Genomic DNA, 26560 nt, shown 5'->3' with positions numbered 1-26560 from the left:
AGTGTAAGAATTGATGAAATTGCAAAATTTGCTATATCTAAAACGGCATCTTTGAGACGTTTTATTTCTCTCAAAGATGCCGTTTCTTTACAATTCTAAAAATTTGCTCTTACAGCTCCGCCGTAATAAAAATATCATAAATCGCTTTCACAGCCGCCTCGAAATCTGCGTTCTTCACGCCGATGATGATGTTGAGTTCACTGGAACCCTGGTCGATCATCTTGACGTTGATGCGGGCGTGTGCCAGGGCGGAGAAGATGCGTCCGGCAGTGCCGCGGGTGGACTTCATGCCGCGTCCTACGACGGCGATGAGTGCTAAATCGGACTCAAGCTCGATGGAATCCGGCTGTACCGCGCGGTGGATGTTGGAGATAACGAACTGCTCATGCTGTTCGAATTCGGACTGGTGTACGAAGATGGTCATCGTATCGATTCCGGACGGCATATGCTCGAAGGAAATACCGCAGTCCTCGAAGACACCCAGAACTTTTCTCCCAAACCCAATTTCGGAGTTCATCATCGCTTTCTCGATGGTGACAGAGCAGAAACCAGTCTTTCCGGCGATACCGGTGATGGTGTATTTCGGCTTCCGGCAGGTATTCTCGACGATGAGTGTACCCGGATCCTCCGGCTTGTTGGTGTTGCGGATGTTGATCGGGATGCCCTCGCGGCGTACCGGGAAGATGGCATCCTCATGAAGGACGCTGGCACCCATGTAAGCCAGTTCACGCAGTTCTTTGTAGGTGATGGTCTCGATCGGAACCGGATTTTCCACGATGCGCGGGTCGGTTACCAGGAAACCGGATACATCGGTCCAGTTCTCGTAGAGGTCTGCGTGAATCGCGCGGGCTACGATGGAGCCAGTGATATCCGAACCACCGCGGGAGAAGGTGTGGATCGTGCCGTCCGGATTGGACCCGTAGAAGCCTGGGATAACGGCGCGCTCAGTGTGCGCGAGGCGTTCGGACAGCTCTTCATTGGTTTTCTCGGACAGGAATGTACCATTCTCGTCAAAGAAGATTACCTCGGCTGCATCGATGAACTCATAGCCCAGGTAATGGGACATGATGATACCGTTTAAATACTCACCGCGGGAAGCTGCGTAATCGCTGCCTTTTTTTGCGATAAAGTTTTCCTCGATGGTCTTGAACTCATAATCGAGGTTTAAATTCAACTCCAGACCGTCGATGATCTGCTCATAGCGCTCTTTGATGGCGGAGAGAAGCTTGCCGTAGCTTGCGCCGGTGGAAGCTGCCTCGTAGCAGGCATAGAGCATATCGGTTACTTTGGTGTCATTTTTGTTGCGTTTGCCCGGAGCAGACGGTACAACGTAGCGTCTGGATTTATCAGCACGGATAATATCTCCGACTTTTTTGAACTGTTTTGCGCTGGCGAGGGAACTTCCGCCAAACTTTACTACTTTCTTCATGATGTTCTTTGTTCCTTCCTAAAGTAAATATTGGGTTAATTCAGTTTCTGGATCTTCGGAAAATACTGGAACAGTACCTTGGCAACCAGTTTGTCGCGCTTGACGTATTTGTGCGTCCAGCGGCGGGCGTCGTTGGAATAGTTCCGGTTGTCGCCCAGCATGAAATAGCAGCCATCCGGCACTTCGTAGTGCTGCGGTTCCTCCGGTTCCATCGGTTCATGCAGATACGGCTCGTCGAGCGGTGTATCGGAACCATTTAAGTATACCTTGCCGTCCACGATGTCGATCGTGTCGCCCGGCATACCGATGATACGTTTGACATAGTACGTTTTGATGCCTTTCGCTTCATCATCCGGATAAATGAAAATGGCGATGTCACCCCGCTGCGGATCTCCGAATTTGTAGCTTAACCGTGAGCCGATGACGCGGTCGCCAGCCATGATGGTCGTTTCCATCGAGCTGGTCGGGACTTCGCTGTTGGCGATGATGAAATGGTTGACGCAGAATGCGATAATAGCGGCGGCAACCAGGACCTGAATCCAGCTTATGACCTCGTCCTTGAGATTGAAGCCTTCCTTGCGGCTCTTGCCCTTCTTGGATTTTGCGGCATTTCCGGTACCTGAAGCGTTGTCGTTCTCTTCGGGCGTATCTTCCGAATCGTGTTCCGAAGAGTTCTGGCCCTGCTGGTTGATGCCGATTTTTCCGGTGCGGAGTTCATCGAGCATCTCATCCAGTTCCTGATCGGAACGCCCGGAGAAATGGCTTCGGGACGAAATATGGTCTCTATCTTGATCTTCCATATATATCTCCTCTCTCTGCTGTTGCTGTCTGTGTGACGTTATCTTATAGCACTTTCAGTTCCAAAGGTGTCTGGCTACAGCAGTAACGTTTGTGCAACGCATGAGCAGTAATAGGCTACTGTAAATGGTAACCTTCTGCCATAATAGTGTATATGAGATGCCTTGATTTATCAAGTTTTTTCACGAAATTTCGGGAAAATTCATAAATGTTTTGAAGTGTATGATTGTATTATTGGGCGCGGGATGCTAAAATGAAGCTAAAACCAAAAACCACAAAGGAACGCAAGGGGGCGTATGTATGGATAAAACATTATACGATCTGATGGACTGGGCTGGAATTGAAGAAATTGTCTATTCGGAAGCGGCAAACCCGCACCGGATGCTGGGAGCCCATATGACGCCGGAGGGAATGCTGGTACAGGCGTTTATTCCGACGGCGCGCGATATTACGGTCAAACTTTCGGCAACCGGCAAGCAGTACCAGATGGAGATGGCGGACGAGACTGGCTTTTTTGCGGCGCTGATTCCGCGCAAGACTCTGGCGGATTATACCCTCCTTGTGTTTTATGATAATGGTACATTAAGTGAGATACACGATCCGTATTCCTTTGCACCGCAGTTTACGGAATCGGATTTGAAGAAATTCGAGGCGGGCGTCCACTACAGCATTTATAATAAGATGGGCGCGCATCCGATGACGGTCAAAGGTGTGAGCGGCGTCTATTTTGCAGTCTGGGCGCCGGAAGCGATGCGCGTGAGTGTTGTCGGTGATTTCAACCTGTGGGATGGCAGACGCAGCCAGATGCGGCGGTTGGGAGATTCGGGCGTGTTTGAGATTTTTATCCCGGAGCTAAAAAAGGGCGCTGTTTATAAATATGAAATTAAGTTCAAGAACGGTGACCCGGCGCTGAAGGCGGATCCGTATGCGAACTATGCGGAACTTAGACCGAACACGGCGTCCATCGTCTGGGATCTGGACGAATATAAATGGAACGATCAGGACTGGATGAAGAAACGGGCGGCGCTCGACACGAAGACGGCGCCGATGTCGATCTATGAGGTACATCTCGGTTCCTGGATGCGAAAACCGACCGAGGTGGATAAGAGAGGACGCGAGATTGTCGGATCGGAGTTTTACAATTACCGTGAGATCGCGGTCAAGCTGGCGGAATATGTGAAGGAAATGGGGTATACCCATGTGGAACTTCTGCCGGTCATGGAACATCCGCTGGATGCTTCGTGGGGCTATCAGGTGACGGGATATTACGCACCGACCAGCCGCTTCGGCACACCGGATGATTTCATGTATTTTATGGATTATCTGCACGGACAGGGAATCGGCGTTATCCTTGACTGGGTTCCGGCACATTTCCCGCGTGATGCATGGGGCATGGCGCAGTTTGACGGAAGCTGCCTATATGAGCACAAGGATCCGAGACAGGGGGCGCATCCGCACTGGGGTACGCTGATCTACAACTACGGCAGACCGGGGGTTTCAAACTTCCTGATTGCGAATGCGATGTTCTGGGCGGACCGCTATCACGCGGACGGCATCCGGTTTGATGCGGTGGCGTCGATGCTGTATCTGGATTATGGCAAGAATCCGGGTGAATGGATTGCCAATATGTACGGCGGTCATGAGAATCTGGAGGCGGTCGAGTTTTTAAAGCATCTGAACTCTGTCTTCAGGGGACGCAAGGATGGTGCGATTCTGATTGCCGAGGAATCGACGGCATGGCCGAAGGTTACCGGCGACGTGAAGAACGGCGGTCTTGGATTTGATTATAAATGGAACATGGGCTGGATGAACGATTTCCTGGGCTATATGGAGCAGGATCCATATTTCCGGTGCCACCACTACAATGAACTGACCTTCAGCATGATTTACGCCTATAGTGAAAATTTCGTCCTCGTTTTCTCACATGACGAGGTGGTTCACGGAAAAGGTTCCCTGGTCAATAAGATGCCGGGACAGACGTTTGAGGACAAGTTTGCGAACCTGCGGGCGGCATACGGTTTTATGATGGGACATCCGGGCAAGAAACTCCTCTTCATGGGACAGGATTTCGCCCAGATGGATGAGTGGAATGAGAATGCATCGATCGAGTGGGAACTGCTGCAGTACCCGATCCACAGCCAGATGAAGGAGTATGTGAAGGAGTTAAATCACCTTTATACCAGCCATCCGGCACTCTATCAGAAAGATTATCAGACGGAGGGCTTCGAGTGGATCAACTGCATGGATGCAGCGGACAATATCATTGCATTTCTCCGGCGCGGCGCGGATGAGACACTGCTCTTTGTCTGCAATTTTGCCCCGCAGCTGCATGAGAAGCTGGCGGTCGGCGTACCGTTTAAGGGAAAATACAAAGAGATTTTCAACAGCGATGCGGAGAAATTCGGCGGAAGCGGAAAGGTCAATCCGCGTATGAAGTCCTCGAAGGCAGAGGAATGTGATGGAAAGGACAATTCCATCACGATCCAGCTGGCACCGCTTGGCATCAGTGTCTTCAGCTGCACGCCGACGGAGCCGGAGAAGAAGGAAAAACCGGCGAAGGTGAAGAAGACGACCCACAGCACTAAGAGTGTAAAAGAAAAGGCAGAAACCGATCCCCAGAGCATGATGGCGGAGGCAGCGTCGGCATTCAATGGAAAAGCCGGGGGGACAGCTGCTGCGGCAGCAGAACGCTTGGCGGGTATTTCAGATAAGCTGGCAGAGGCGAAGGCGGGGCTTTCCTCCAAGATTATCAGTCTGTCCTCGATTGCGAGACGACAGGCGGGATTGGAAGAAGGTCTGGATAAAAAGGTGGGAAAAGAGTAAGTACAGGAAGGAATGAAATAGATGGCAACAGCGGCAGAGCTGACAGGCGAGGAGATCGCGGCGGTAGCAGAGTCACTATCGGATCCGGCAAATTTGAACGTGGATACGATGGCTTCGATCATGCATCGGATTGGTCCGGGGCTTATGGCATTGGGACAGAAGGTACTGGTGGCGTTCATCATTTTCCTGATTGGACGGAAGATCATCTCGATGATCGAGAAGATGCTGTCCCGCTCGATGGAGCATGCCGGTATGGATGTGGGCGTGACCCGTTTCCTGCGGGCTCTGACCCAGTTTGTGATGAATGTATTCCTGCTTTTTATGATTGCAGGGCAGCTTGGCATGGACAGCGCCTCGATTGTGGCGGTTCTTGGCGCGGCAGGTCTTGCGCTGAGTTTGGCGCTCCAGCAGAGTCTTGGAAACTTTGCGGGCGGACTCTTGATTTTAATTATGAAACCGTTCCGGGTGGGTGATTATATCATTTCCCCGTCCGGGGAAGGAAGGGTTTCGATGGTCGGGCTGATTTACACGACTATCCTGACAACCGATAATAAAGCAATTACCATCCCGAATGGCACCCTTTCAAACTCAACCGTGACCAATGTGACGGCGATGGACAAGCGGATGCTGGAGCTCAAGGTCGGTATTGCCTATGAGGCGGATATCCGGACGGCAAAGGCGGTGTTAGAGCGCGTTTACCGGGAACATCCGATGGTGAAGAAGGATGAGGACATCAAGGTATTTGTGGACAGCCTGGGCGACAGCAGCGTGGTGCTTGGCATCCGGGGCTGGGTAGAGACGGCCGATTACTGGCAGACGAGATGGGACATTCTGGAACAGATCAAGCTGTCATTTGACGAGGCGGGCATCGAAATTCCATACAACAAGATGGATGTACATTTAAAACAGTAGCAATCGTTTAAACAGTATAAGCAATATAGACAGAGGAACAACCATGATTGACAGAGCGGCAAAATTCGCAGAACAGGCGCATAAGGGCGCACACCGGAAGGGAACCAGAATTCCGTATATCGTTCATCCGCTGGAGACGGCGCTGATTGCGTCGATGCTGACGAACGATGAGGAGATACTGGCAGCGGCACTTCTGCATGATACGATCGAGGACACGGGTGTGACCTACGAGGATTTGAAACAGGAGTTTGGCACCCGGGTTGCGGATCTGGTCGTGGCGGAGAGCGAGGATAAGTCCAAAACCTGGATTGAGCGCAAGGGGCACACGCTGGAACATCTGAAAACAGCGAGCCAGGCGGAGAAGATCCTGACGATGGCGGACAAGCTGAGCAATATCCGCAGCATGGCGCGTGACTATCTGTTGGTCGGGGAGGAGCTCTGGCAGCGGTTTAATATGAAGGACAGAGAGAAACAGGCGTGGTATTACACGTCGATGATAGACCTTTTGAAGGATTTGAATGAGACACCGGAATATCAGGAATATGTGCGTCTCTGCGGCAAGGTATTTGGCGGGATCGCAGGGTGTTGTAGTTTACAAAAAATATGAACGGCAGCATAAAAACAACATAGGATGACAATGAGAAACTGCAGCAGCCAATCAGAAAGAATGGCTGTCGGAGAAGAGAAGGACGATAGGTTCTGGGATTTTGCGGAAACGGAAAGGTCATTCAGTTCAGTAAAAGGGGAAGAGACATGATTTTAAAAGATATTTGGATGGATGTAAAAGCGGTTCAGGAGCGAGATCCGGCTGCGAGAAATGCATTGGAGGTACTACTTTTATATCAGGGCGTACATGCCCTGATCTGGCACCGGGTGGCGCACTGGTTTTATGAGCACCATATGTTTTTCATTGCGCGCCTGATTTCACAGGTGGCACGTTTCTTTACATTGATTGAGATTCATCCGGGTGCACAGCTCGGACACGGTATTCTGATTGACCACGGCTGCGGCGTTGTCATCGGTGAGACGGCGGTGGTCGGTGACAACTGTACGATTTACCAGGGTGTGACGCTGGGCGGTGTCGGAACACAGAAGGGTAAACGTCATCCGACGCTGGGAAATAATGTGACGGTCGGTTCCGGCGCAAAGATTCTCGGTTCTTTCGAGGTCGGTGATAACTGTTCCGTAGCGGCAAATGCGGTTCTGCTCCGCCCGCTCGAGGAAAATACCACGGCTGTCGGCATTCCGGCGCGTCCGGTCAAGAAGGACGGCGTGGCGCTGCCGAAGAAGCAGAAGATGATCATCGGCGAGGACGATCAGCGTATTTTAGAGCAGATCGACGCGCTCCGGAAAGAGCTTCAGGAACTTAGAGAAGAGTCGGCAAACCTGCGGAAGGAACTGGAGGCAGTGCGGGCAGGACAGGAGAAAGCCTGACACAAAATTATTCATAACACCCATTTCGGCTGCATAAATTTCTTTGAGAGAAATGCGTGCGGTTTGGAAAGGGGCGTTTTTTATGATAGAGCTGATCAAAAAAGAGATACATATGAACCGGCAGAGGGGGACGGCGGTGTCGCAGCTGACGCTGGATGATGATTTTATTGTGCCGGATGCGCTGGATGATGCGGTGCAGATACTGCTGTCAGACGGGGAGGTTCAGATAGAAAATTCACGGATTCAGGGAGAAAAGGTGCTGATCCGGGGAAAGCTTGTGTTCCGGGTGCTGTACCGCCGGGAGTCGGGCGGGCTGCAGGCGATGGGCGGGGAGATCCCATTTGAGGAAACGGTCAATGTGCCGGAGCTTTCGGAGCGCGACTATACGCAGATCGTATGGAATATCGAAGATTTGAATATTACCATGATTCATTCGCGCAAGCTGAGCGCCAAAGCGGTGCTGACGCTTACGGTGCGGGCGGAAAGCCGCGTCGATGTGCAGGCTGCCGCGGATGTCGAGACGGATGATGCGGGGCTGCAAGTCCTGAAGAGAAGCGTTCCGGCAGCGACGCTTGCAGTGCGGCGCAAAGATATCTACCGGGTCCGGGAGGAAGTAAGCGTATCGGCAAATAAGCCGAATATTGAGACGATTCTCTGGCAGGAGATGCGTCTTCGGGATGTTTCGGTGCGCCCGTTGGATGGAAAACTGCATCTGGACGGTGAATTGTCGGTGTTCCTGATTTACAGCGGCGAGGGCGAGCACACGCCGGTTCAGTGGTTGGAGGAGAGTATTCCGTTTTCCGGTGAAGTGGAACTCTCGGAGGCGGTGGAGGAGATGATCCCGGCGGTCGGGGTCCGGATTCTTCATGCAGAGGCGGGCAAAAAGCCGGACAGCGATGGGGAGATGCGCGAAGTGGAAGTGGAGGCGGTGCTGGAGCTGGACATCCGCCTTTATAAAGAAGAATCAGTGGAACTTTTAAGCGATCTCTATTCGACCGGCTGCGAGGTCGTGAGCGAGCAGGGGGAGGTGTGCTTTGACCGGCTTTTGACGCGCAACAGCTGCAAAATGCGGGTGGGCGGAAGTGTTTCTTTTCAGAAACCGGAGCGAATTCTGCAGATTTGCCACAGCAGTGGGATTGTCCGGCTGGATGAGAGCCGCCCGTCAGAAAACGGTCTGGCGATCGAGGGAGTGTTGGAAGTCAGTCTCCTGTATCTGACGGATGATGACGCGGCGCCGGTCGGGGCAATTTCTGAGGTTCTGCCATTTTCCGGCACGGTCGAGGCGGAGGGGATCCGGGAAGACTGCGTCTGGCAGTTGAATCTAGGGCTGGAACAGCTCGGCGCGGTGATGCTGGGCGGCGGTGAGGCGGAGGTCAAGGCGCAGCTCACGGTGGAACTGCTTGTATTCCAGCCGATGCAGGAAGAGGTGGTTACATCCGTGCAGACACAGCCGTTCGATTTAAAGCGCTGGGAGCAGCAGCCAGGAATTGTGGGTTATATTGTGCAGCCGGGGGATTCTCTGTGGAAAATTGCAAAAAAATTCCACACGACGGTGGATCAGGTGCGGGAAATGAATGAAATCGACGGGGAGGAAGCCGGTGCAGGGGCGCGGCTGCTTCTGATCAAAGAGGTAACGGTGGGTAACTGTTCATAGGTAGGAATTTTAGAGAGAAAAAATCGTTTCTGTTCACGGGTGGGCACTTTTGGGACCGAAAGTGCCGTAAGAAAACGTGGTGGCAGCAGGAATTTGCCGTATTGAAATTCGAAGCCACGGCAAATTCCGTTACTGGACACGTATGCGTGTACAGTAACAAAAAATCCAGCCGGAATGGTTGCATTTGGGGGAAAACTTTATATACTATTATTGTAACGGTTCAATATCTTTACAGTTACAAGCAAAAATCCATGCAGATTTGACTTTGACAAAGGATTTTTGCCTTGTAAGCCAGGAAAACGCATCCGGCCGGTGCTTGATGATAGATCCGGGGAAGGAGTTTCCCGAACCGGGCGGTGCCCGTGCATTGCAAGGCGCGGCGCCGTTTACATAGGGCGTCCGGATGCGTTTTCCTGTGTACTGAGAAATTTTTGTCGGGAGTGCGAACCATAAAGGCAGGATGAGGCATGAATTATACATATCTTTTGCGCTGCGCGGACGGAACCTTGTACTGCGGGTGGACGAACCATCTGGCAGCGCGGGTGGCGGCACACAATGCCGGGAAAGGTGCAAAATACACGAAAGCCCGCCGTCCGGTAGTGCTGGCATACTATGAAGAATATGCGACGCGCAGCGAGGCGATGCGCCGGGAGGCAGCGATCAAGAAACTGACCAAAAAGGAAAAAGAGGCGATGGCAGCGCTGGGACGGACGGAGCTTCCGGTGGATGACGAGACGTAGATATATCGCGCCGGGGCAGATTATGTACGAAGAATTGGTACAAACAATAGCGGTAAAGGCAAGAAACAGCAGTAGAAATTGGTAACTGTTCAGTAGGTCTGCACATTTACTGTGCTGACCGTACGAAAACATGGGCCAGCAGGCAAAAATCCCATTGCCGTAGGCAATTTTTAATGGATTTTTGCGCGTGACTGTGAAGGTACTGAACAGTTACAGAAATTGAAAGATAGAGAGAAAACAGGAGCGGATAGGTACAGTGAGAAAAAGTAGAAGAAACAAAGGATGTATAGTGATGGCAACAGTCCTTCTGGCAGCGCTGCTTGGCGGCTGTTCGTTTCTATCGAAGGAGGCAGACGCGACGGAGGTTTCCAGCAAGGCGGAAACGGAAAGTCCGGGTGCCACACAGGAGTCGGAGACTGAGACAGCTGAGACAGAGGAGACACAGGAGAGCCATGAGGCTGCCGAAGACGAAGAAAGCGGGGAAGAGGAAACCGAGGACCATTTCGTGGAAAAGAAGATCGTGGTGGCAACGGATATGCACTATTTTGCCGAGAAACTGGCAGGAAACCGCTGTGATTCCTTTGTCGAAATGGCGAGGGGCGGAGACGGGCGCGTGCTGGAGTACGGCTGGGAGGTCATGGACGCCTTTCTCGATGATATGAAGAAGGAAGATCCAGACCTCCTGATTCTGAGCGGAGATCTGACGCTGGACGGAGAGAAAGCGAGCCATGAGGAACTGGCAGAACTTCTGGAAGGACTCAGCGAGGCGGGAATTGAGGTCGCGGTTATACCGGGAAACCACGATATCAATAACCCGGATGCCCGCCGCTATACGGCGGATGGAGCGGAAAAGGTGGAGTCCATCACAGCGGACGAGTTCCGGGATATCTATGCTGATTTTGGCTATGTAGCGGCGGACAGCCGGGATCCGGCATCGCTGAGTTATCTTTATAAGATAGACAGTGCAAACTGGGTGCTGATGCTGGATTCCTGTCAGTATGAACCGAAAAATGAGGTCGGCGGCATGATCCGCCGGGAAACGTATGAGTGGATGGAGCCGATTCTGGAAGAGGCGGAGCGGGAAGGCGCCCGCGTGATATCCGTCAGCCATCATAACCTGCTGGATGAGAGCGGAGTGAGCCGGACCTTTTATGACAACTGTACGATCGAGCACAACGAGGAACTGGTGCGGATGCTGTCGGATCATGGCGTGCGCCTGCACTTGAGCGGACATCTGCATATCCAGCATTATAAGGAAGACGAGGACACGGGCATCTATGAGGTTGTGACGGGTTCCATGGTGATGGCTCCGTGCCATTACGGGATTGTCCGCATCTGGAACGACGGGACCTACCAGTATGATGCGAAACCTGTCGATGTGGACGGCTGGGCGATACGCCACTCGTACCACAACCGAGATCTGGCAGATTTTACGGCTTATTCGGAGTCGATCCTGCGTCGGGCGGCAATCCGCGATGCAATTCGGGATCTGAATCGCCATATCGAGGATCGCCATGCATTTTTTACGGACGAGAAGAAACAGGAAATGGCTTCGTACTACGCGGATCTGTGCGTGAATTATTATGAAGGACGGATGTATCAGATCGAGGAAGCCGCAAAGGAAAATCCAGTGCTGGAAGATTGGAACAAGATCGGCTATGTCAGCGAACTGAGCGATTTTCTGCAGAATATCCTGGAGGACGAGGCGAAGGACTACGGGCATCTGAAGATTCCGAGCGTACATTAAATAAAAATGGAGGTACCAGGAGGCATGGGAGAGACAAAAAAACAGCGTTCGCCGCTGACAACGCTCTGCTACATTGAAAAAGACGATTCATATCTGATGCTGCACCGCATTAAGAAGAAACAGGATGTGAATGAAGGAAAATGGATTGGCGTCGGCGGACATTTTGAGGAGAATGAAAGCCCGGAGAACTGCCTGCTGCGCGAAGTGAAGGAGGAGACAGGGCTGACTCTGACTTCCTGGCGCTTCCGCGGAATCGTGACGTTTATCGCGAAAGGCTGGCCGACGGAATATATGTGCCTGTACACGGCGGATGGATTTGAGGGAACGCTTCGCGAATGTGACGAGGGCGAGCTTGCCTGGGTGGCGAAAAAGGATGTATCGGCTCTGCGGCTCTGGGACGGCGATCGGATCTTTTTGAAGCTTCTGATTGAAAGGGATACGTTTTTTTCATTGAAATTGTCATATGATGGGGACGAGCTGATAGAAACTGAGCTGGACGGGGTAAAAATTACATACAAATAAGCACGCAACTGCGGGTTGGTTGGGGAACGAGGGTTCTGCAGTGCGTGCTCATGAGGAATAATCAATATATGGGAACCGATTTTGGGGAAAATCGGGGTGGTTGGCTATGCCAGAAAGATAAGAAGATGAATTATTTTCTCTTGTTCCTTATCTTTAACTTGATTATATATCATTCATCGTATATAATCAAATATAAATAAGAAGATAATTATTATAAATTTTTTGTTATAGAATCACAAGTGGACAAAAGTGCCGGAAACCCTGTAGATAAAGGGGAAAGAATGGAACAGAATGAGAATGTTCACGGGCGGGAAGTTTCGGGATGAAATATCCCGCAGGATGCAGCGATGAGAAAAAGCAGGGTACATAGGAGGAAACATGTTCGACGGAAAAGAGTATGTATACGCGGTCTACGAGGAAAAGAGTTTTTCGAAGGCGGCGCAGAAACTGTATATTACGCAGCCGGCGTTAAGCACGGCGATCAAGAAGGTGGAGAAAAAGATAGGAACTCCGATTTTTGACCGGAGCACCTCTCCGATCGGACTGACGCCGGGCGGTGAAGTTTATATCGACGCGATCGAAAAGCTGTTTGCGCTGGAACAGAACACGCTCAATCAACTGAATAACTTAAATGGGCTTCTGGCGGGCAAGCTGTCGGTTGGCGGAACGATCTTTTTTACCTCGTTTGTACTTCCGGGCGTGTTGAGCGAGTTTTCCCATCGGTATCCGCAGATCAAGATTGATCTGCAGGAGGGCACGACCACACAGCTGACGGATAAGCTGGTTGCCGAGGAACTGGATCTTCTGATCGATAACTCGGAACTGGATGACAAAAATTATGAAAAGTATTATTATAGCACGGAGAGAATTATTCTGGCTGTTCCGAAGAGTTTTCCGATCAATGAGGAGCTGACCCAGTATCAGCTTACCGCGGAAGATATCCGGGCAGGACGCCACAGTCAGGCGGGGTTCCCGGTACTGCCGCTGCCGCTCTTAAAGAGCACTCCGTTTATCTTCGTTAAAGAGGAAAACAGCATTTACAAGCGCAGCATGAAGATGTGCAGCCGCCAGAATTATTCGCCGAATATTATCATGAAACCGGACCAGGTTGTCTCTGCGTTCAACATGGCAGGACGGGGCGTGGGCGCGACCTTCATCCCGGATGGCCTGATCGTCAATCTTCCATATGAAGTGCCGCTGTGCTTTTACAAGATGAATGAAGAGCTGGCGGTCCGTTACGTTTATTTGTACAAGAAGAGAAATAAGTACCTCACGAAAGCGATGGAGGAGTTTATCCGCGTGGCAGTCGGCGACGAGGCGTTCCAGAAGGTACGGGAGCAACGGGAGAAAGAGAATCAGGAGAAGAAAGGTTCGGATAAGAAGGGGGATAAATAATGCGAAGAGGAGAACGTGCGATTGAGTCGAAAGACGGGCAGAAAGCCATTTTGGAACACTGCCGGGTGTGCAGTCTCGCCTTTTCCGGGGATGAATACCCGTATGTGATCCCGTTAAATTATGGTTTTGTGTGGAACGAAGACCAGGAGACGCCGGTGCTGTATTTCCACGGCGCTCCGGTGGGAACGAAGATTGAGCATATGGAGCGCGACAACCGGGTGGCATTCTGTGTGCAGAATGAAAAAGAGATAAAGATTCTGGAACCGGCATGCAGAAGCACGATGATTTATGAGAGTGTCTGTGGCACTGGACGGTTATCCCGTGTGGCTGATCCTGGGGAGAAAGGAGAGGCACTGACAAGGATCATGCAGCAGTATGATCCAGAGGGCGGACCGTATGAGTTTGCTCCGGAGGTGGCGGCGAGAACCACCGTCCTCTGCCTGCGTGTGGAAACTCTGACAGGTAAGAGCAATGCGCCGAAACCGGAGCAGCCATGAAACAGTTAAGACAGATATCAATTCTGGTGCGGGGGGCACAGCTTCTGCTGCTGGTCCTCGCACTTTTTCTGGTTGTATGGCTGGTGCCGGATGCAGGGAAAAAGCATGCATCCGGGACGGAAGCTTCGGAAGCTGAGACAGATGGCGGCGATGTGGCGGAGAATGAAAAAAATGGAGCCGCCGGGAATCTGAAGGAGGATGGATCATCCGCCGGGGAAGTGATACAGGATGATGCAGATGAGAACGCTTCGGATGTAGAAGCGGCTTTAAAGCGCCGGACTTCCCGGAAACAGCTGTATAAAAGAAAAAAAGTACCCCAGAAGGCACAAGAAGAGACGGTTTATATGCCGCCGACGATCTGGCTGGCGACGGATCTTCACTATCAGTCCCCGCAGATGACAGATTTCCAGTCTGCGTTTGATACCTATACGATGGGAAATGATGGGACGCTCGTGCCGTATCTGGATGAGATCACGGAGGCATTTCTGGAGGAGGTGCGGACGGTGCATCCATCGGCACTGGTTTTGAGCGGAGATCTCTCCCAGAATGGTGAGAAAGCAAACCATGAAGCGCTTGCAGAAAAGCTAGAGCGGGTGCAGGCGGCGGGAATTCCAGTGCTGGTGATTCCGGGCAACCATGATATCAACCACCCGTGGGCAGCAACGTATTTTGATGATCAGGTATCTCCGGCAGAGGGAACAAGTTCGGAAGAGTTTTACCAGATTTACCATAAGTTTGGCTATGATCAGGCGGTGTCCCGGGCTTCGGATTCACTGAGTTATGTTTACCGCCTGGATGAAAAATATTGGCTGATGATGCTGGACAGCTGCATGTGTGAACCGGTCCATGAGACGGGCGGAAAGCTAAGCGAAGAGACGGTTGCGTGGATGAAAACACAGCTGGAGGAGGCGAAAAAACAGGGTGTGACGGTCATTCCGGTTTCACACCACAATCTGCTGGATGAGAGTACACTCTATCCGGAGGAATGCACGATTGAAAATACGAAAGAAGTGACCGCGCTTCTGGAAGCATATGGAGTTCCGGTGTATTTGAGCGGGCATCTGCATTTGCAGAGAATCAAGAAGCATACGTCAAATCTGAATACACCGGGCGGATATGGAATCCGGGAGATAGTGACTTCTCCGCTTCCGATGGCGCCGTGCCAGTACAGTATCCTAAACTGGCAGACGGATGGCAGTCTGTCCTACCATACAAAAAAGGTAGACATAGCAGGCTGGGCGCAGCGCTACGGGGAAGAAGACGAGAATCTTCTCAATTTTGATGCTTATGCGGATCAGTTTCTGGTAGATGTGATTTCGAAACAGGCGTTTAAGGCGCTGCAGTCGGCATCAAAGGATATCAAAGAAGAGATGGCAAGGCTCTATGCCGATATGAACCGTGATTATTGTTCGGGCACGAAGATTGATGTGGCAAAGATCAGAAAAAGCGAGGCATATCAGTACTGGATCCGTTATAGCGGCAATGATTTCTGGCTGGCAAGGCTGCAGGCGATCCTGCACGATGCCCGGACGGACAACACGGTGCTGGAGCTGAAAGCGGGTGTGGATTTCCCGCTGCCGGGGGAGACGATAGAAAACCCGGAGAATGCAGAAAAAGAGGAAACTGTCGGAGCAGATGCGGGCAGTCCGGCAGAGGAGATACAGAAAAAGGAGGAATCATATGGACTACGAGGGAATTGTATACAGACCGCCGAGTGAGGCGCGCAGCCTGATCATTCAGGTGACGATCGGATGTGCACACAACACCTGCGGCTTTTGCAATATGTATAAAGAAAAGAAGTTCCGGATCCGGAGCCTGGCGGAGATTCTGGCAGATTTGACGGAGGTTTCGCACAATCCGTATGCGCCGTATATCGAGAAGGTATTTTTGGCGGACGGCGATGCGCTGGTTATGAAAACAGAGGATCTTCTGGTAATTCTGGATGCGATCCACCGCCTGTATCCGGGCGTGAAGCGGGTGGCTTCCTACGGAACGGCACAGGATATTTTGCGGAAATCGGAAGAAGAGCTGATCCGCCTGCGCGAGGCGGGACTCGGAATCGTCTATGTGGGCGCGGAATCCGGCGACAATGAGATTTTAAAATATATCAATAAAGGCGTGACGGCGGAACAGACCATTGAGGCAGGGCAGAAGCTGAAACGCTGCGGCATCGCGACCTCAGTGACGCTGATTTCGGGGCTTGGCGGACGCAGCAAGGTGGAAGAACATGCCCTGTCCTGTGCGAAGCTCATCACGGCGATGAACCCGGAGTACGCATCCTTCCTGACGCTGCGCCTGTACGAGGGCACGCCGATGTATGCAGATGTCGTGGAAGGGCGGTTCCAGCGGATAACCCCGGATGAAATTGTGGATGAAATGGAAATTTTTCTGAAAAATGTGGATTCTCCGGGCACAGTATTCCGGACGAACCATGCGTCGAACTACGTGATTCTGGCGGGAACCTTAAACGGGGATATTCCGGCCATGCTTAAAAAACTGGAGGAGGCAAAGAGAACGCATCATTACCGGAAATTCCGGGAGACCGGCGATCTCTTATAAGTGGATATGATTTATCTGATTTTTGCGATTCTTTTCAGCGCGTCCCTGGCGCTGGCGCTGCGGATCAGTGAGACGTTCAGCGATAACCGATATGGGATTTTGGTTGGAAATTATGTGACCTGCCTGGTGGTGGCGTTTGTTCTGCTTCCAGATAAAAATATCTTTGCGGCAGGCAGCCGGACGGCGGTTCTTACGGGAATCGTGAATGGATTTTTGTTTACAGGAAATCTGGTTCTAATGCAGAAATGCATCCGTGAAAATGGGGCAGTTCTGTCGTCGGCATTTGCGAAGCTTGGTATCGTGATTCCGGTCACGGCGAGTATCCTGTTTTTAGGTGAGATCCCAACGCTGTTCCAGCTGGTGGGGATCGTGCTGGTTATTGTGGCGATCTGGGTCATCAACAGCGAGGGGGACCGCGGCTGCGGACGCAGACGGAGGATGGGTTCGGCGGGACTTCTGCTCGTTTTATTTGTCGTCAGCGGTATGGCAGACGGGATGTCCAAGGTAACGGAGCGGATCGGCGAGAGACGGTTTGATGCGCTGTTTCTGTTCTATACGTTCCTGACCGCACTGGTTCTGACGATAATTCTGGCATTTCTCGAGCAGCAGAGAACCCGCCGCAAGATTGGAAAGATGGACTTTTTGAGTGGTGTGGCAGTCGGATTTCCAAACTATTTTTCAACCTCGCTGCTGCTGGCGAGTGTGTCGAGACTGCCGGCGTTTATCGTGTATCCGAGCTTTAGTGTCGGCACGATCCTGGTGGTCAGCTTTGTGAGCGTGCTGGTGCTCGGGGATCCAATCAGCCGGAGGCAGATTGGGGGATGCGGGATTATTTTGGTGGCGTTGGCGCTGCTGAATCTTTAGGATTTTCCGTTTCGGATGCTGCGCTCATAATAAAAGATATACTGCTGCATTACCCCTGCGTATCCTTTATAGCTTCCAAAAAAATCCTGGATAATAGTAGTGTACAGGCGGCTTTTTGGAAGGCGGCGGTAGCGGATGGGGTGTTTGGGAAGGTATTCTTTGGTCAGGATCTGTTCGATCCAGGTATCGACGGGGAAGGCGTCGATGTGGTGGAGTCCGAAGAGGCAGACGCAGTTGGCGACCTTGGGACCGATGCCATAGAGGCTGGTAAGTGCGGTCATGGCTTCGTCCGGAGGCAGGGCTGCGAGAGATTCTAAGGATACGGTTCCGGCGAGGACATCCTGGATGAGGCGGTGGATGTATTTGGCGCGGTAGCCGAGTTTTAAGGTTAATAGGTCGTCCAGGCTGGCAGATGCCAGTTCTTCGGGCGAGGGAAAAGAATAGTAGGTGCGGATGGAACCGTCGGACAGGGCGGCGGTTCTCTTCGCACCGTATTTTTTTGCCAGAGCTTCGACGGCTTCGCGGATCTTTGGGATGGTTTTCTGCTGGGAGATCAGGAAGGTGATCATCATTTCCCAGAGATCCTGACGGAGAATCCGGATGCCGGAACCGGCGTCTGCCGCCGCCGCGAGGTAGGCATCGTCTGCGCGGATGGAGGCGATGAAAGAACCGTAATCGGTGCCGAGATCGAAGTATTGTTTCCAGAAAGGAAGCGCTTCGTCCGGGCAGTCGAAGAAGAAACCGTCCGGCGTCCCGGAAATTTCCAGATAGTGCGTCCCGCTGATGAGTGACCAGATCCCCGGTTTTTCCGGAACCGGAAGCATACGGAAACATTGGCCGGATGCGGCGATCTGGGCAAGGTTCAGGTTCAGGCAGGAGATGATGTGGGAGTTGGGAAAATTGTGCTTTTCGATTGCAGGCAGGTTTGTTGTATGTGTGTTCATGGCAGGGCATCCTCTTTTTTTAAAATATTCGTAACTGTTCAGTACCTTCACAGTCACGCGCAAAAATTCATTAAAAATTGCCTACGGCAATGGAATTTTTGCCTGCTGACCTATGTTTTCGTACGGTCAGCGCAGTAAATGCGCAGACCTACTGAAGAGTTACAAATATTCTTTGCTTATATCTATGGAATATCAAGTTATAAAACCTTGAATCATAAAGTATCAAATCATGTAATTCTTATGAGACGTATCATAGCATAGAAGACCTTTGCCTGCAAACGGTTACCTTTTATCAGAAAGGAATTGGTTACTGTACACGCATACGTGCCCAGTAACGGAATTTGCCGTGGCTTCGCATTTCAATACGGAAAATTCCTGCTGCCACCACGTTTTCTTACGGCACTTTCGGTTCCAAAAGTGCCTACCCGTGAACAGAAACGCATCAGAATTGCATTAGAGCGTAAAAAAATCTTGCGAAAGACGCGCTACTTAGGTATGATGTATATATGTGCGCACTCGCGCGAAGAGGAATCATGTCGCAAGCGACCGCGCTCGGCGCGAGAATGTGCCAGAGCACATTCTTTGTTCTATGGCAGGAGGGGAGACGGATGTTTTTTATCGGTGGCATCAGTTCCGGCGTGAAGCCGCTGGAGTACCTGAAAACAGTGATCTGCGGGCGCTGCGGCGCTTATGGGCGGTATCAGGTGTACATGACCTATATGTATTTTAGTTTCTTTTTTATCCCGATTTTTAAATGGAACCGGCGCTTTTTCGTAGAAATGTCGTGCTGCGGTGCGGTCTATGAGCTGGATCCGGAGGTGGGAAAGAGGCTGCTTCGGGGCGAGGAGGTCGAGATCACGGAAAGCGATCTGACACTTCGGCAGGATGGAAATGGAAATCCGTGGACAGGAAGTGATGCATCACACCGTCATAAGGTCTGTCCGTCCTGTGGATTTGAGACGGATGAGGATTTTTCGTACTGTCCAAAGTGCGGCAAACCGCTGTAAGGCGGAGAAATACAGACGGATACCGCTAAAAGAGTGATGGCGGCTGTGGAAGCACGGGACGGTTACAAAAATTTGATACAGCGCAGATTTTGGCGCAAAAAAGAAAGAGAGGCAGACAATATGTTAGAAGCTGGTATCAAGGGAAGACAGGAAGTTATGGTTACGGATGAAAATTCCGCAGCAGCAGTGGGAAGCGGTCTGTTACCGGTGTTTGCAACTCCGGCGATGGTTGCATTGATGGAGAAAACCGCGTGGATGAGCGTGGCTCCGTACTTAAACGACGGTGAGGGAACCGTTGGTACAAAGCTGGAAATTGCCCATAATGCAGCGACTCCGGTCGGCATGCAGGTTTGGTGCGAGAGTGAGCTGGTAGAAGTAGACGGCAGACGTCTCGTATTTAAGGTAGAGGCATTTGACGCGAAAGGTTCCATCGGCGGCGGCACACATGAGCGTTTCATCATCAAAAATGAGAAATTCTTAGCAAAAGCACAGAGCAAGAAAGAAAACTAAAGGTTGCGAAGAGAGCACAGCCGGCTGAAAGCGCTGCGAGTATCGTATGCGGGATACTTTTGGCTGGCTGTTGTTTCGTGTAATAGGAAATTCCTTGAAATTTCCTATTACACAAAAAGGCACTAACGTGCCAATGATGCGCACTCGCGCGAAGCAGAAACATGTCGCAAGCGACCGCGCTCGGCGCGAGAATGTGCCAAGGCACATTCTTTTTCATTATAGAAGGGAATTAATTCGTTTGAAAATCACATATATTCATCACAGCTCGTTTTCAGTTGAGCTTGAAAATGCCGTGATTCTGTTTGATTATTTTAAGGGAACTCTCCCGGAGTTTCCGGCAGGGAAGCCCCTCTTTATCTTTGCGAGCCATTTCCATGCCGATCATTATGCTCCGGTAATCTTTCAGCTGGGAGAGAAACGGGAAAATGTTTTTTATATTCTCTCAAAAGAGATTGGGAAAAAGATACCGGAGGAATATCGTAAACGATATAAAGACAGGATACGGCTGGTAAAGGCAGGAGAAAGATTTTGCCTGAATATTTCTGAAGAAAGCCTTATCGTCGAGACGTTCCATTCCACCGACGAAGGCGTCGCCTTCTGGCTCTCCTGCGAAGGAAAGGAGATTTATCACGCCGGTGACCTAAATAACTGGTGGTGGGAAGGCGAAGATATGGCATGGAACCGGAATATGGCGGCTTCTTATAAACAGGAGATGAAAAAGCTTTCCGGGCGCACGGCAGATCTGGCATTTATCCCGGTCGATCCGAGGCTGGAGCAGTGGTTTTATCTGGGCGCTGCCGGTTTTATGGAGCAGGCGGACGCAAAATGGATTTTCCCGATGCATTTCTGGGAAGATTATACGATTATACCAAAATTAATCGAACATATATCCAGTGAAGGCTGGCGGGATCGGATTGTAGAGATTCACAAGGAAGGAGAGGAGTTTATCCGATGAAATTTACATTTGCACACAACAATTTCAATGTAATCGATCTGGACAAGTCACTGAAATTTTATGAGGAAGCACTGGGACTTAAGGAGGTACGCCGCAAGGAGGCGGCAGACGGAAGCTTTATCCTCGTCTATCTGGGCGATGGCACGACCGGCTACCAGCTGGAGCTGACCTGGCTGCGCGACTGGGAGAAGGACTCTTACAACCTGGGTGACAATGAGTTCCATCTGGCATTTGAGACGGAAGACATGGAGGCGGCGCATGCCAAACATAAGGAGATGGGATGCATCTGTTTTGAAAATCCGGCGATGGGCATTTATTTCATTAACGATCCGGATGGATACTGGCTGGAGATCGTGCCGGCGAAGAGGAGTTAAGGGCTGAGTTTGTCTGAAAAAATGTTTTGACGTGATTGTGAAGGTACTGAACAGTTACGTTTTAACATATGAGTTAAAAAGGGGTTAGAATGGTAAAAATAATTAAAAACGGCAGAGTCATCGATCCGGAGAGCAGATTCGACGGAAGGGCAGATTTGTGGATTGAAAATGGGAAAATCCAGAAAATCGTGAAAAAAGATACAAAAGCAGAATCAGATGGGGCATCTGACGCACCGTCCATCCCGGCAGATGCCGAGGTGCTGGACGCAGAAGGGCTGATCGTCGCGCCGGGACTGGTGGACGTCCACGTGCATTTCCGCGATCCGGGTCTGACCTACAAGGAGGACATCGAGACGGGCGCGGCGGCTGCGAAGGCGGGCGGCTTTACGACGGTGGTCTGTATGGCAAACACGAAACCGGTTGCCGATACGCCGGAGATTGTCCGGTATATTCTGGAAAAGGGCGCGAAAACGGGAATCCATGTGGAAACCTGCGCGGCAGTCTCAAAGGGATTTCAGGGAAAAGAACTGACCGATATGGACGCCCTCAAAGAGGCGGGGGCGATCGGATTTACGGATGACGGAATCCCGCTGATGAGCGAAAAATTGGTCAAAGAGGCGATGGAGACGGCGAAACGCCTCAATGTGCCGCTCAGCTTCCATGAGGAGAATCCGGCGTTTATTTTCAACAACGGCATCAACCGCGGTCCGGTGTCCGAGCAGCTGGGAATCGGCGGTTCCCCGGCGCTGGCGGAGGATTCGATGGTGGCGCGCGACTGCATGATCGCGCTTCACACGGGCGCAGATGTGGATATCCAGCACATCAGTTCCCGCAATGCGGTGCAGATGGTCGGCCTGGCGAAAAAGCTGGGCGCGCATGTCTGGGCGGAGGTGACACCGCATCATTTTACACTGGACGAGACGGCGGTTCTGGAGTACGGAACACTGGCGAAAATGAATCCGCCGCTGCGGAGTGCTGCGGATCGCGAGGCGTTGATTGAGGCAATCAAGGACGGCACGATTGATATGATTGCGACGGATCATGCACCGCACAGCGCCGAGGAGAAGGCAAAACCGCTGACCGAGGCACCGAGCGGCATCATCGGGCTGGAAACCTCCCTGCCATTGGCGGTTACCAGGCTGGTAAAAGCTGGTCACATTGATTATCTGACTCTGTTTGAGAAAATGTGCCTGAGTCCGGCGAAGCTGTACCGGATGAAGGAGGCGGGACGCATCCGCGAGGGCGGCGCGGCGGATCTGGTTCTTTTTGACGACCAGACACCATATACCGTAGAAAAATTCCATTCCAAGGCGTCTAACTCTCCGTTTGTGGGAGCGAAGCTCTATGGAAAGGTTCACTATACCATCTGCAGCGGTGAGACAGTATATCGGGCAGAATAGGAGGAAACGAAGCGATGAAGACAATGTTAAAACGCGGCGCAGGCGTGCTGATGCCGATTTTCAGCCTGCCGTCGCCGTATGGAATCGGTACGTTCGGACGGGCGGCGTATGAGTTTATTGATCAGTTAAAACGCGGACGCCAGACGTACTGGCAGGTGCTTCCGATGGGACCGACCTGCTACGGGGACAGCCCGTACCAGTCCTACTCTGCATTTGCGGGAAATCCGTATTTTATTGATCTGGATACGCTGAAAGACGAGAAACTTCTGACCCAGGATGAGATAGACGCCTGCTGGTGGTGCGACAAGCAGGATCAGGTCAAATATGACGCTCTGTATTATTACCGTTTTCCGCTTCTGCGCAAGGCGTATGAGCGGAGCAGCCATAAGGAAAGTGTGGAATATCAGGCATTTCTGGAAGAAAATGAAGAATGGCTGGACGACTATGCGCTCTACATGGCAGTCAAGGGTAAATATGAAGGAAAAGGCTGGATGGACTGGGACGAGGACATCCGGTTCCGCCGTCCGGAGGCGCTTTCGGCATGCCGCGAAGAGCTGGCAGAAGAAATAAATTACTGGAAGTTCTTACAGTTTAAGCTTTTTAAACAGTGGAAAAAATTAAAACAGTATGCAAAAGAAAAAGAACTTCAGATCGTCGGCGATATTCCGATTTACGTGGCGCTCGACAGCGCGGATGTCTGGAGCCACCCGGAGCTGTTCCAGCTCGACGAGGAAAATCTGACGCCGCTCAAGGTATCGGGTGTGCCGCCGGATGCATTTTCAGAGGATGGACAGCTCTGGGGCAACCCGCTTTACGACTGGGAGAAAATGGAACAAACCGATTTCGCCTGGTGGCGAAGCCGGATGAAAGCGTCCGCGAAGCTCTACGATGCGGTGCGGATCGACCATTTCATCGGCGTGGTGCAGTATTATGCAATCCCGTATGGCGCTGTGACTGCGAAAGACGGCGAGTGGGAGAAAGGTCCGGGCAAAAAGCTGACCGACGCACTTGATGAGGCGGCAGGCGAGACGAAGATCATCGCGGAGGATCTGGGTGTCTTCTGTCAGGAGGTCAAGGATCTGCTGGCAGAGACGGGCTATCCGGGCATGAAGATCATTGAGTTTGCGTTCAGTGGCGACCGTTTCAACGAGCATCTGCCGCACTGCTATGACCCGAACTCCGTAGTCTACGGTGGAACGCACGACAATGAGACGCTGGCGGGGTATTTCAAACCGGAAAAACGTCAGTGGTGGGAACTTCAGTACATTGCCGATTACCTCGGTGCAGCACACCAGAGTGAGGTGGTAGACCGCGTGTTCCGCGCGGCATACGGTTCAGTCGCGAGCGTTGCCATTTTCCAGATGCAGGATGTGTTAAAACTCGATAACTGGGCGCGCATGAATACGCCGGGAACCCTCGGGGAAAACTGGCGCTGGCGTCTGGTTCCGGGGCAGTTTACGGATGAGCGGGCAGATTATTTGTCCTGGCTGGTGGATACGTTCGGAAGATTTTAGTTTTTGGCGTATTTAAATGCGAAGCCACGGCAAATTCCGTTACTGGGCACGTATGCGTGAACAGTAACTTGGTTTTTGTCGGATGGGAATAAAAACCCGTAAAATGCTTGCAAATTCGGGAAAAACCTGTAAAATATACATGGATTGCACCCGCCCGGGGCAAAGATGCACCTGGGGAGTATGAACGATTTGAACAGTATGAAAGGAAATTGCCATGATTAGTACAAGCAATGTAACACTGCGAGTAGGAAAGAAGGCGTTATTTGAGGACGTAAGCATTAAATTTATCGAGGGAAACTGCTACGGACTCATCGGTGCCAACGGTGCCGGAAAGTCTACCTTTTTACGAATCCTGTCCGGACAGCTGGAACCGACCAATGGTGAGGTTATCATCACACCGGGACAGAGACTTTCATTCTTACAGCAGGATCACTTTAAATATGACGCATATCCGGTACTTGATACCGTTATTATGGGAAATGCGAGACTCTACGAGATCATGAAAGAGAAGGAAGCCATCTACATGAAGGAAGACTTCTCCGAGGAGGACGGCGTCAAGGCTGCCGAGCTGGAGGGCGAGTTTGCCACGATGAACGGCTGGGAGGCAGAGTCCGACGCGGCGAACCTTTTAAATGGTCTGGGAATCGAGACGGATCTCCACTACAAACAGATGGCAGATCTGACCGGTGCCCAGAAGGTCAAAGTTCTTCTGGCACAGGCACTGTTCGGAAACCCGGACATCCTGCTTCTCGACGAGCCGACAAACCACTTGGATCTCGATGCGATCGCATGGCTCGAGGAGTTCTTGATCAACTTTGAGAATACGGTTATCGTGGTATCCCATGACCGTTACTTCTTAAATAAAGTCTGCACCCAGATCGCAGATATCGACTATGGCAAGATTCAGCTCTATGCCGGAAACTACGATTTCTGGTACGAGTCCAGCCAGCTGATGATCAAGCAGATGAAGGAAGCCAACAAGAAGAAGGAAGAGAAGATCAAGGAGCTGCAGGAGTTCATCCAGCGATTTTCTGCCAATGCTTCCAAGTCTAAGCAGGCAACCTCCAGAAAACGTGCTCTGGAGAAGATTGAGTTAGATGAGATCAAACCGTCCAGCCGTAAGTACCCGTATATCGACTTCCGTCCGGAACGTGAGATCGGTAATGAGGTATTAAGTGTAGAGAACCTGTCTAAGACTATCGATGGTGTGAAGGTTCTTGATAATATTTCCTTCATTCTCGGACGCGAGGACAAGGTAGCATTTGTAGGACCGAACGAGCAGGCAAAGACCGTTCTCTTCAAGATTCTTTCCGGCGAGATGGAGCCGGATGAGGGATCCTATAAATGGGGTCTGACCACCAGTCAGGCATATTTCCCGAAGGACAATTCGAAAGAGTTCGATAACGACGACACGATCGTAGACTGGCTGACCCAGTACTCTCCGGTTAAGGATGTGACCTATGTCCGCGGATTCTTAGGACGTATGCTGTTTGCCGGTGAGGACGGCGTGAAGAAGGTCCGCGTTCTTTCTGGTGGTGAGAAGGTGCGCTGCATGCTTTCTAAGATGATGATCTCCGGTTCCAATGTCCTGATTCTGGACGAGCCGACCGACCATCTGGATATGGAGTCCATTACCGCTCTGAACAACGGTATGATCAAGTTCCCGGGCGTGCTGTTATTCTCCTCCCGTGACCACCAGATCGTTGAGACGACCGCAAACCGTATCATGGAAATCGTAAACGGCAAGCTGATCGATAAGATTACTACTTACGATGAGTATCTGGCAAACGATGAGATGGCGAGAAAACGTCAGGTATTTACTGTTACGGATAGTGAAGAAGAGGACGACTAAGAGCTGGAATCAAAGTGATTTAGACAAAAGTCTGAAAGATAAAAGACAGCCCCAGACGCTGCATGTGAGCGATGCCTGGAGCTGTCTTTTGCACATCTATGGTGTCAATGTCCCGTTTTTGGCGCGATCAATCCTTCTTATGGCGTGATTCCAGATAAACCAGGTAATTGATGTATTCGATCAACTGCTTTTTCGTGGAAGTCTGGAAGGATGAGATACGCCCATTGACCTCTCCATAGGTGACATTTTTAAGAAATGGTTTCGCCATTTCGGGCGGATTCTTCGGGTAGGAGGTTCGACCGAGAATATAATCGGCGCTGACCTGGTAATAATCCGCCAGTTTTATCAGATGCCGAAGAGGCAGATCCGTCCGGTTTGTTTCATAGCGGGAATAGATTTGCTGAGTTGTACCCAGCAGACTGGAAATTTCCGCCTGCGTTTTTCCTTTGTCCTCCCGTAAATCACGGAGCCGGTCACCAGCAGCAATCATTTAAAGCACCTCCCGCATACATCAAATATTTGTGAAAACAATCTATCATACAAGTATGCGCAGAACTAAAAGATACAATTAACTGGTGTAGAAACAGTAAAAAATACATTTATAAAAATGTAAACAAAAAAGAATATCCG

The 26560-nt window shown here is 51.2% G+C and carries 24 protein-coding genes; 20 read left to right on the top strand and 4 right to left on the bottom strand.

Annotation, left to right across the window (positions count from 1 at the left end):
* Positions 1 to 109 precede the first annotated feature (109 nt).
* Both DWV73_RS09360 and lepB read right to left on the bottom strand, forming a co-directional pair.
* Positions 110 to 1429: an aspartate kinase gene (locus tag DWV73_RS09360; RefSeq protein WP_107000817.1), complete on the bottom strand. Its 1320-nt coding sequence runs from the start codon at positions 1427 to 1429 to the stop codon at positions 110 to 112.
* A gap of 35 nt (positions 1430 to 1464) precedes the next feature.
* Positions 1465 to 1977: a signal peptidase I gene (lepB, locus tag DWV73_RS09355; protein WP_227589452.1), complete on the bottom strand. Its 513-nt coding sequence runs from the start codon at positions 1975 to 1977 to the stop codon at positions 1465 to 1467.
* Positions 1978 to 2527: 550 nt separating this feature from the next.
* Here lepB and glgB point away from each other — a divergent pair.
* From glgB to DWV73_RS09290, 13 genes are all read left to right on the top strand, one after another.
* Positions 2528 to 5050, top strand: a complete 2523-nt coding sequence (gene glgB, locus DWV73_RS09350; RefSeq protein WP_242995783.1) for a 1,4-alpha-glucan branching protein GlgB — start codon at positions 2528 to 2530, stop codon at positions 5048 to 5050.
* A 21-nt stretch (positions 5051 to 5071) separates the two neighbouring features.
* Complete coding sequence (locus DWV73_RS09345) at positions 5072 to 5962, top strand: mechanosensitive ion channel family protein (protein WP_117796515.1); 891 nt, start codon at positions 5072 to 5074, stop codon at positions 5960 to 5962.
* Positions 5963 to 6005: 43 nt separating this feature from the next.
* The gene (locus DWV73_RS09340; RefSeq protein WP_117796514.1) at positions 6006 to 6569 is read left to right on the top strand and encodes an HD domain-containing protein; all 564 of its coding nucleotides are present in this window, start codon (positions 6006 to 6008) and stop codon (positions 6567 to 6569) included.
* Between the two features lie 146 nt (positions 6570 to 6715).
* Complete coding sequence (cysE, locus tag DWV73_RS09335; protein WP_022359459.1) at positions 6716 to 7396, top strand: serine O-acetyltransferase; 681 nt, start codon at positions 6716 to 6718, stop codon at positions 7394 to 7396.
* Between the two features lie 82 nt (positions 7397 to 7478).
* A complete protein-coding gene (locus tag DWV73_RS09330; protein ID WP_117796513.1) occupies positions 7479 to 9050 on the top strand; it encodes an SPOCS domain-containing protein in 1572 nt (523 codons plus the stop codon).
* Positions 9051 to 9517: 467 nt separating this feature from the next.
* Positions 9518 to 9790 carry a GIY-YIG nuclease family protein gene (locus DWV73_RS09325; RefSeq protein ID WP_117796512.1) on the top strand — a complete coding sequence of 91 codons (273 nt, stop codon included), beginning with the start codon at positions 9518 to 9520 and terminating at the stop codon, positions 9788 to 9790.
* Positions 9791 to 10082: 292 nt separating this feature from the next.
* Complete coding sequence (locus DWV73_RS09320; RefSeq protein WP_117796511.1) at positions 10083 to 11537, top strand: metallophosphoesterase; 1455 nt, start codon at positions 10083 to 10085, stop codon at positions 11535 to 11537.
* A gap of 24 nt (positions 11538 to 11561) precedes the next feature.
* Entirely contained in the window at positions 11562 to 12059 is a 498-nt protein-coding gene (locus DWV73_RS09315; RefSeq protein ID WP_107000811.1) for an 8-oxo-dGTP diphosphatase, read from the top strand.
* A 378-nt stretch (positions 12060 to 12437) separates the two neighbouring features.
* A complete protein-coding gene (locus tag DWV73_RS09310; RefSeq protein ID WP_117796510.1) occupies positions 12438 to 13454 on the top strand; it encodes a LysR family transcriptional regulator in 1017 nt (338 codons plus the stop codon).
* Positions 13454 to 13951: a pyridoxamine 5'-phosphate oxidase family protein gene (locus tag DWV73_RS09305; RefSeq protein WP_022359452.1), complete on the top strand. Its 498-nt coding sequence runs from the start codon at positions 13454 to 13456 to the stop codon at positions 13949 to 13951. Before DWV73_RS09310 ends, DWV73_RS09305 begins: the two co-directional genes overlap by 1 nt.
* Positions 13948 to 15669: a metallophosphoesterase gene (locus tag DWV73_RS09300; protein WP_117796509.1), complete on the top strand. Its 1722-nt coding sequence runs from the start codon at positions 13948 to 13950 to the stop codon at positions 15667 to 15669. The genes DWV73_RS09305 and DWV73_RS09300 overlap by 4 nt, the downstream gene beginning before the upstream one ends.
* Positions 15632 to 16510 carry a radical SAM protein gene (locus tag DWV73_RS09295; RefSeq protein WP_117796508.1) on the top strand — a complete coding sequence of 293 codons (879 nt, stop codon included), beginning with the start codon at positions 15632 to 15634 and terminating at the stop codon, positions 16508 to 16510. The genes DWV73_RS09300 and DWV73_RS09295 overlap by 38 nt, the downstream gene beginning before the upstream one ends.
* A gap of 6 nt (positions 16511 to 16516) precedes the next feature.
* Positions 16517 to 17374: an EamA family transporter gene (locus tag DWV73_RS09290; RefSeq protein WP_117796507.1), complete on the top strand. Its 858-nt coding sequence runs from the start codon at positions 16517 to 16519 to the stop codon at positions 17372 to 17374.
* On the opposite strand, the gene DWV73_RS09285 is transcribed toward DWV73_RS09290, so the two are convergent.
* Positions 17371 to 18318, bottom strand: a complete 948-nt coding sequence (locus DWV73_RS09285; protein ID WP_117796506.1) for a DNA glycosylase — start codon at positions 18316 to 18318, stop codon at positions 17371 to 17373. The two genes, DWV73_RS09290 and DWV73_RS09285, sit on opposite strands and share 4 nt — an antisense overlap.
* 608 nt (positions 18319 to 18926) lie before the next feature.
* Between DWV73_RS09285 and DWV73_RS09280 the strand changes: the two genes are divergently transcribed.
* From DWV73_RS09280 to DWV73_RS09250, 7 genes are all read left to right on the top strand, one after another.
* The gene (locus DWV73_RS09280) at positions 18927 to 19325 is read left to right on the top strand and encodes a zinc ribbon domain-containing protein (RefSeq protein WP_022360594.1); all 399 of its coding nucleotides are present in this window, start codon (positions 18927 to 18929) and stop codon (positions 19323 to 19325) included.
* Positions 19326 to 19445: 120 nt separating this feature from the next.
* Entirely contained in the window at positions 19446 to 19835 is a 390-nt protein-coding gene (locus tag DWV73_RS09275; protein WP_022360593.1) for a thioesterase family protein, read from the top strand.
* 238 nt (positions 19836 to 20073) lie between these two features.
* Positions 20074 to 20790, top strand: a complete 717-nt coding sequence (locus DWV73_RS09270; RefSeq protein WP_117796505.1) for an MBL fold metallo-hydrolase — start codon at positions 20074 to 20076, stop codon at positions 20788 to 20790.
* Positions 20787 to 21164 (top strand): VOC family protein, encoded by a 378-nt coding sequence (locus DWV73_RS09265; RefSeq protein WP_117796504.1) that lies wholly within the window; start codon positions 20787 to 20789, stop codon positions 21162 to 21164. The genes DWV73_RS09270 and DWV73_RS09265 overlap by 4 nt, the downstream gene beginning before the upstream one ends.
* 89 nt (positions 21165 to 21253) lie before the next feature.
* Positions 21254 to 22564, top strand: coding sequence for a dihydroorotase (locus tag DWV73_RS09260; RefSeq protein ID WP_117796503.1), 1311 nt, complete (start codon positions 21254 to 21256; stop codon positions 22562 to 22564).
* 14 nt (positions 22565 to 22578) lie between these two features.
* Positions 22579 to 24078, top strand: a complete 1500-nt coding sequence (gene malQ / locus DWV73_RS09255; protein ID WP_117796502.1) for a 4-alpha-glucanotransferase — start codon at positions 22579 to 22581, stop codon at positions 24076 to 24078.
* Between the two features lie 214 nt (positions 24079 to 24292).
* Positions 24293 to 25930, top strand: coding sequence for an ATP-binding cassette domain-containing protein (locus DWV73_RS09250; protein ID WP_022360588.1), 1638 nt, complete (start codon positions 24293 to 24295; stop codon positions 25928 to 25930).
* 127 nt (positions 25931 to 26057) lie between these two features.
* Here DWV73_RS09250 and DWV73_RS09245 read toward each other — a convergent pair whose 3' ends face one another.
* A complete protein-coding gene (locus DWV73_RS09245; protein ID WP_022360587.1) occupies positions 26058 to 26420 on the bottom strand; it encodes a helix-turn-helix transcriptional regulator in 363 nt (120 codons plus the stop codon).
* Positions 26421 to 26560: the final 140 nt, after the last annotated feature.

The organism is Clostridium sp. AF12-41 (genome assembly GCF_003461685.1).
Classification (GTDB): Bacteria; Bacillota; Clostridia; order Lachnospirales; family Lachnospiraceae; genus Otoolea; species Otoolea fessa.
This window is presented reverse-complemented; position numbering and strand designations above follow the sequence as displayed.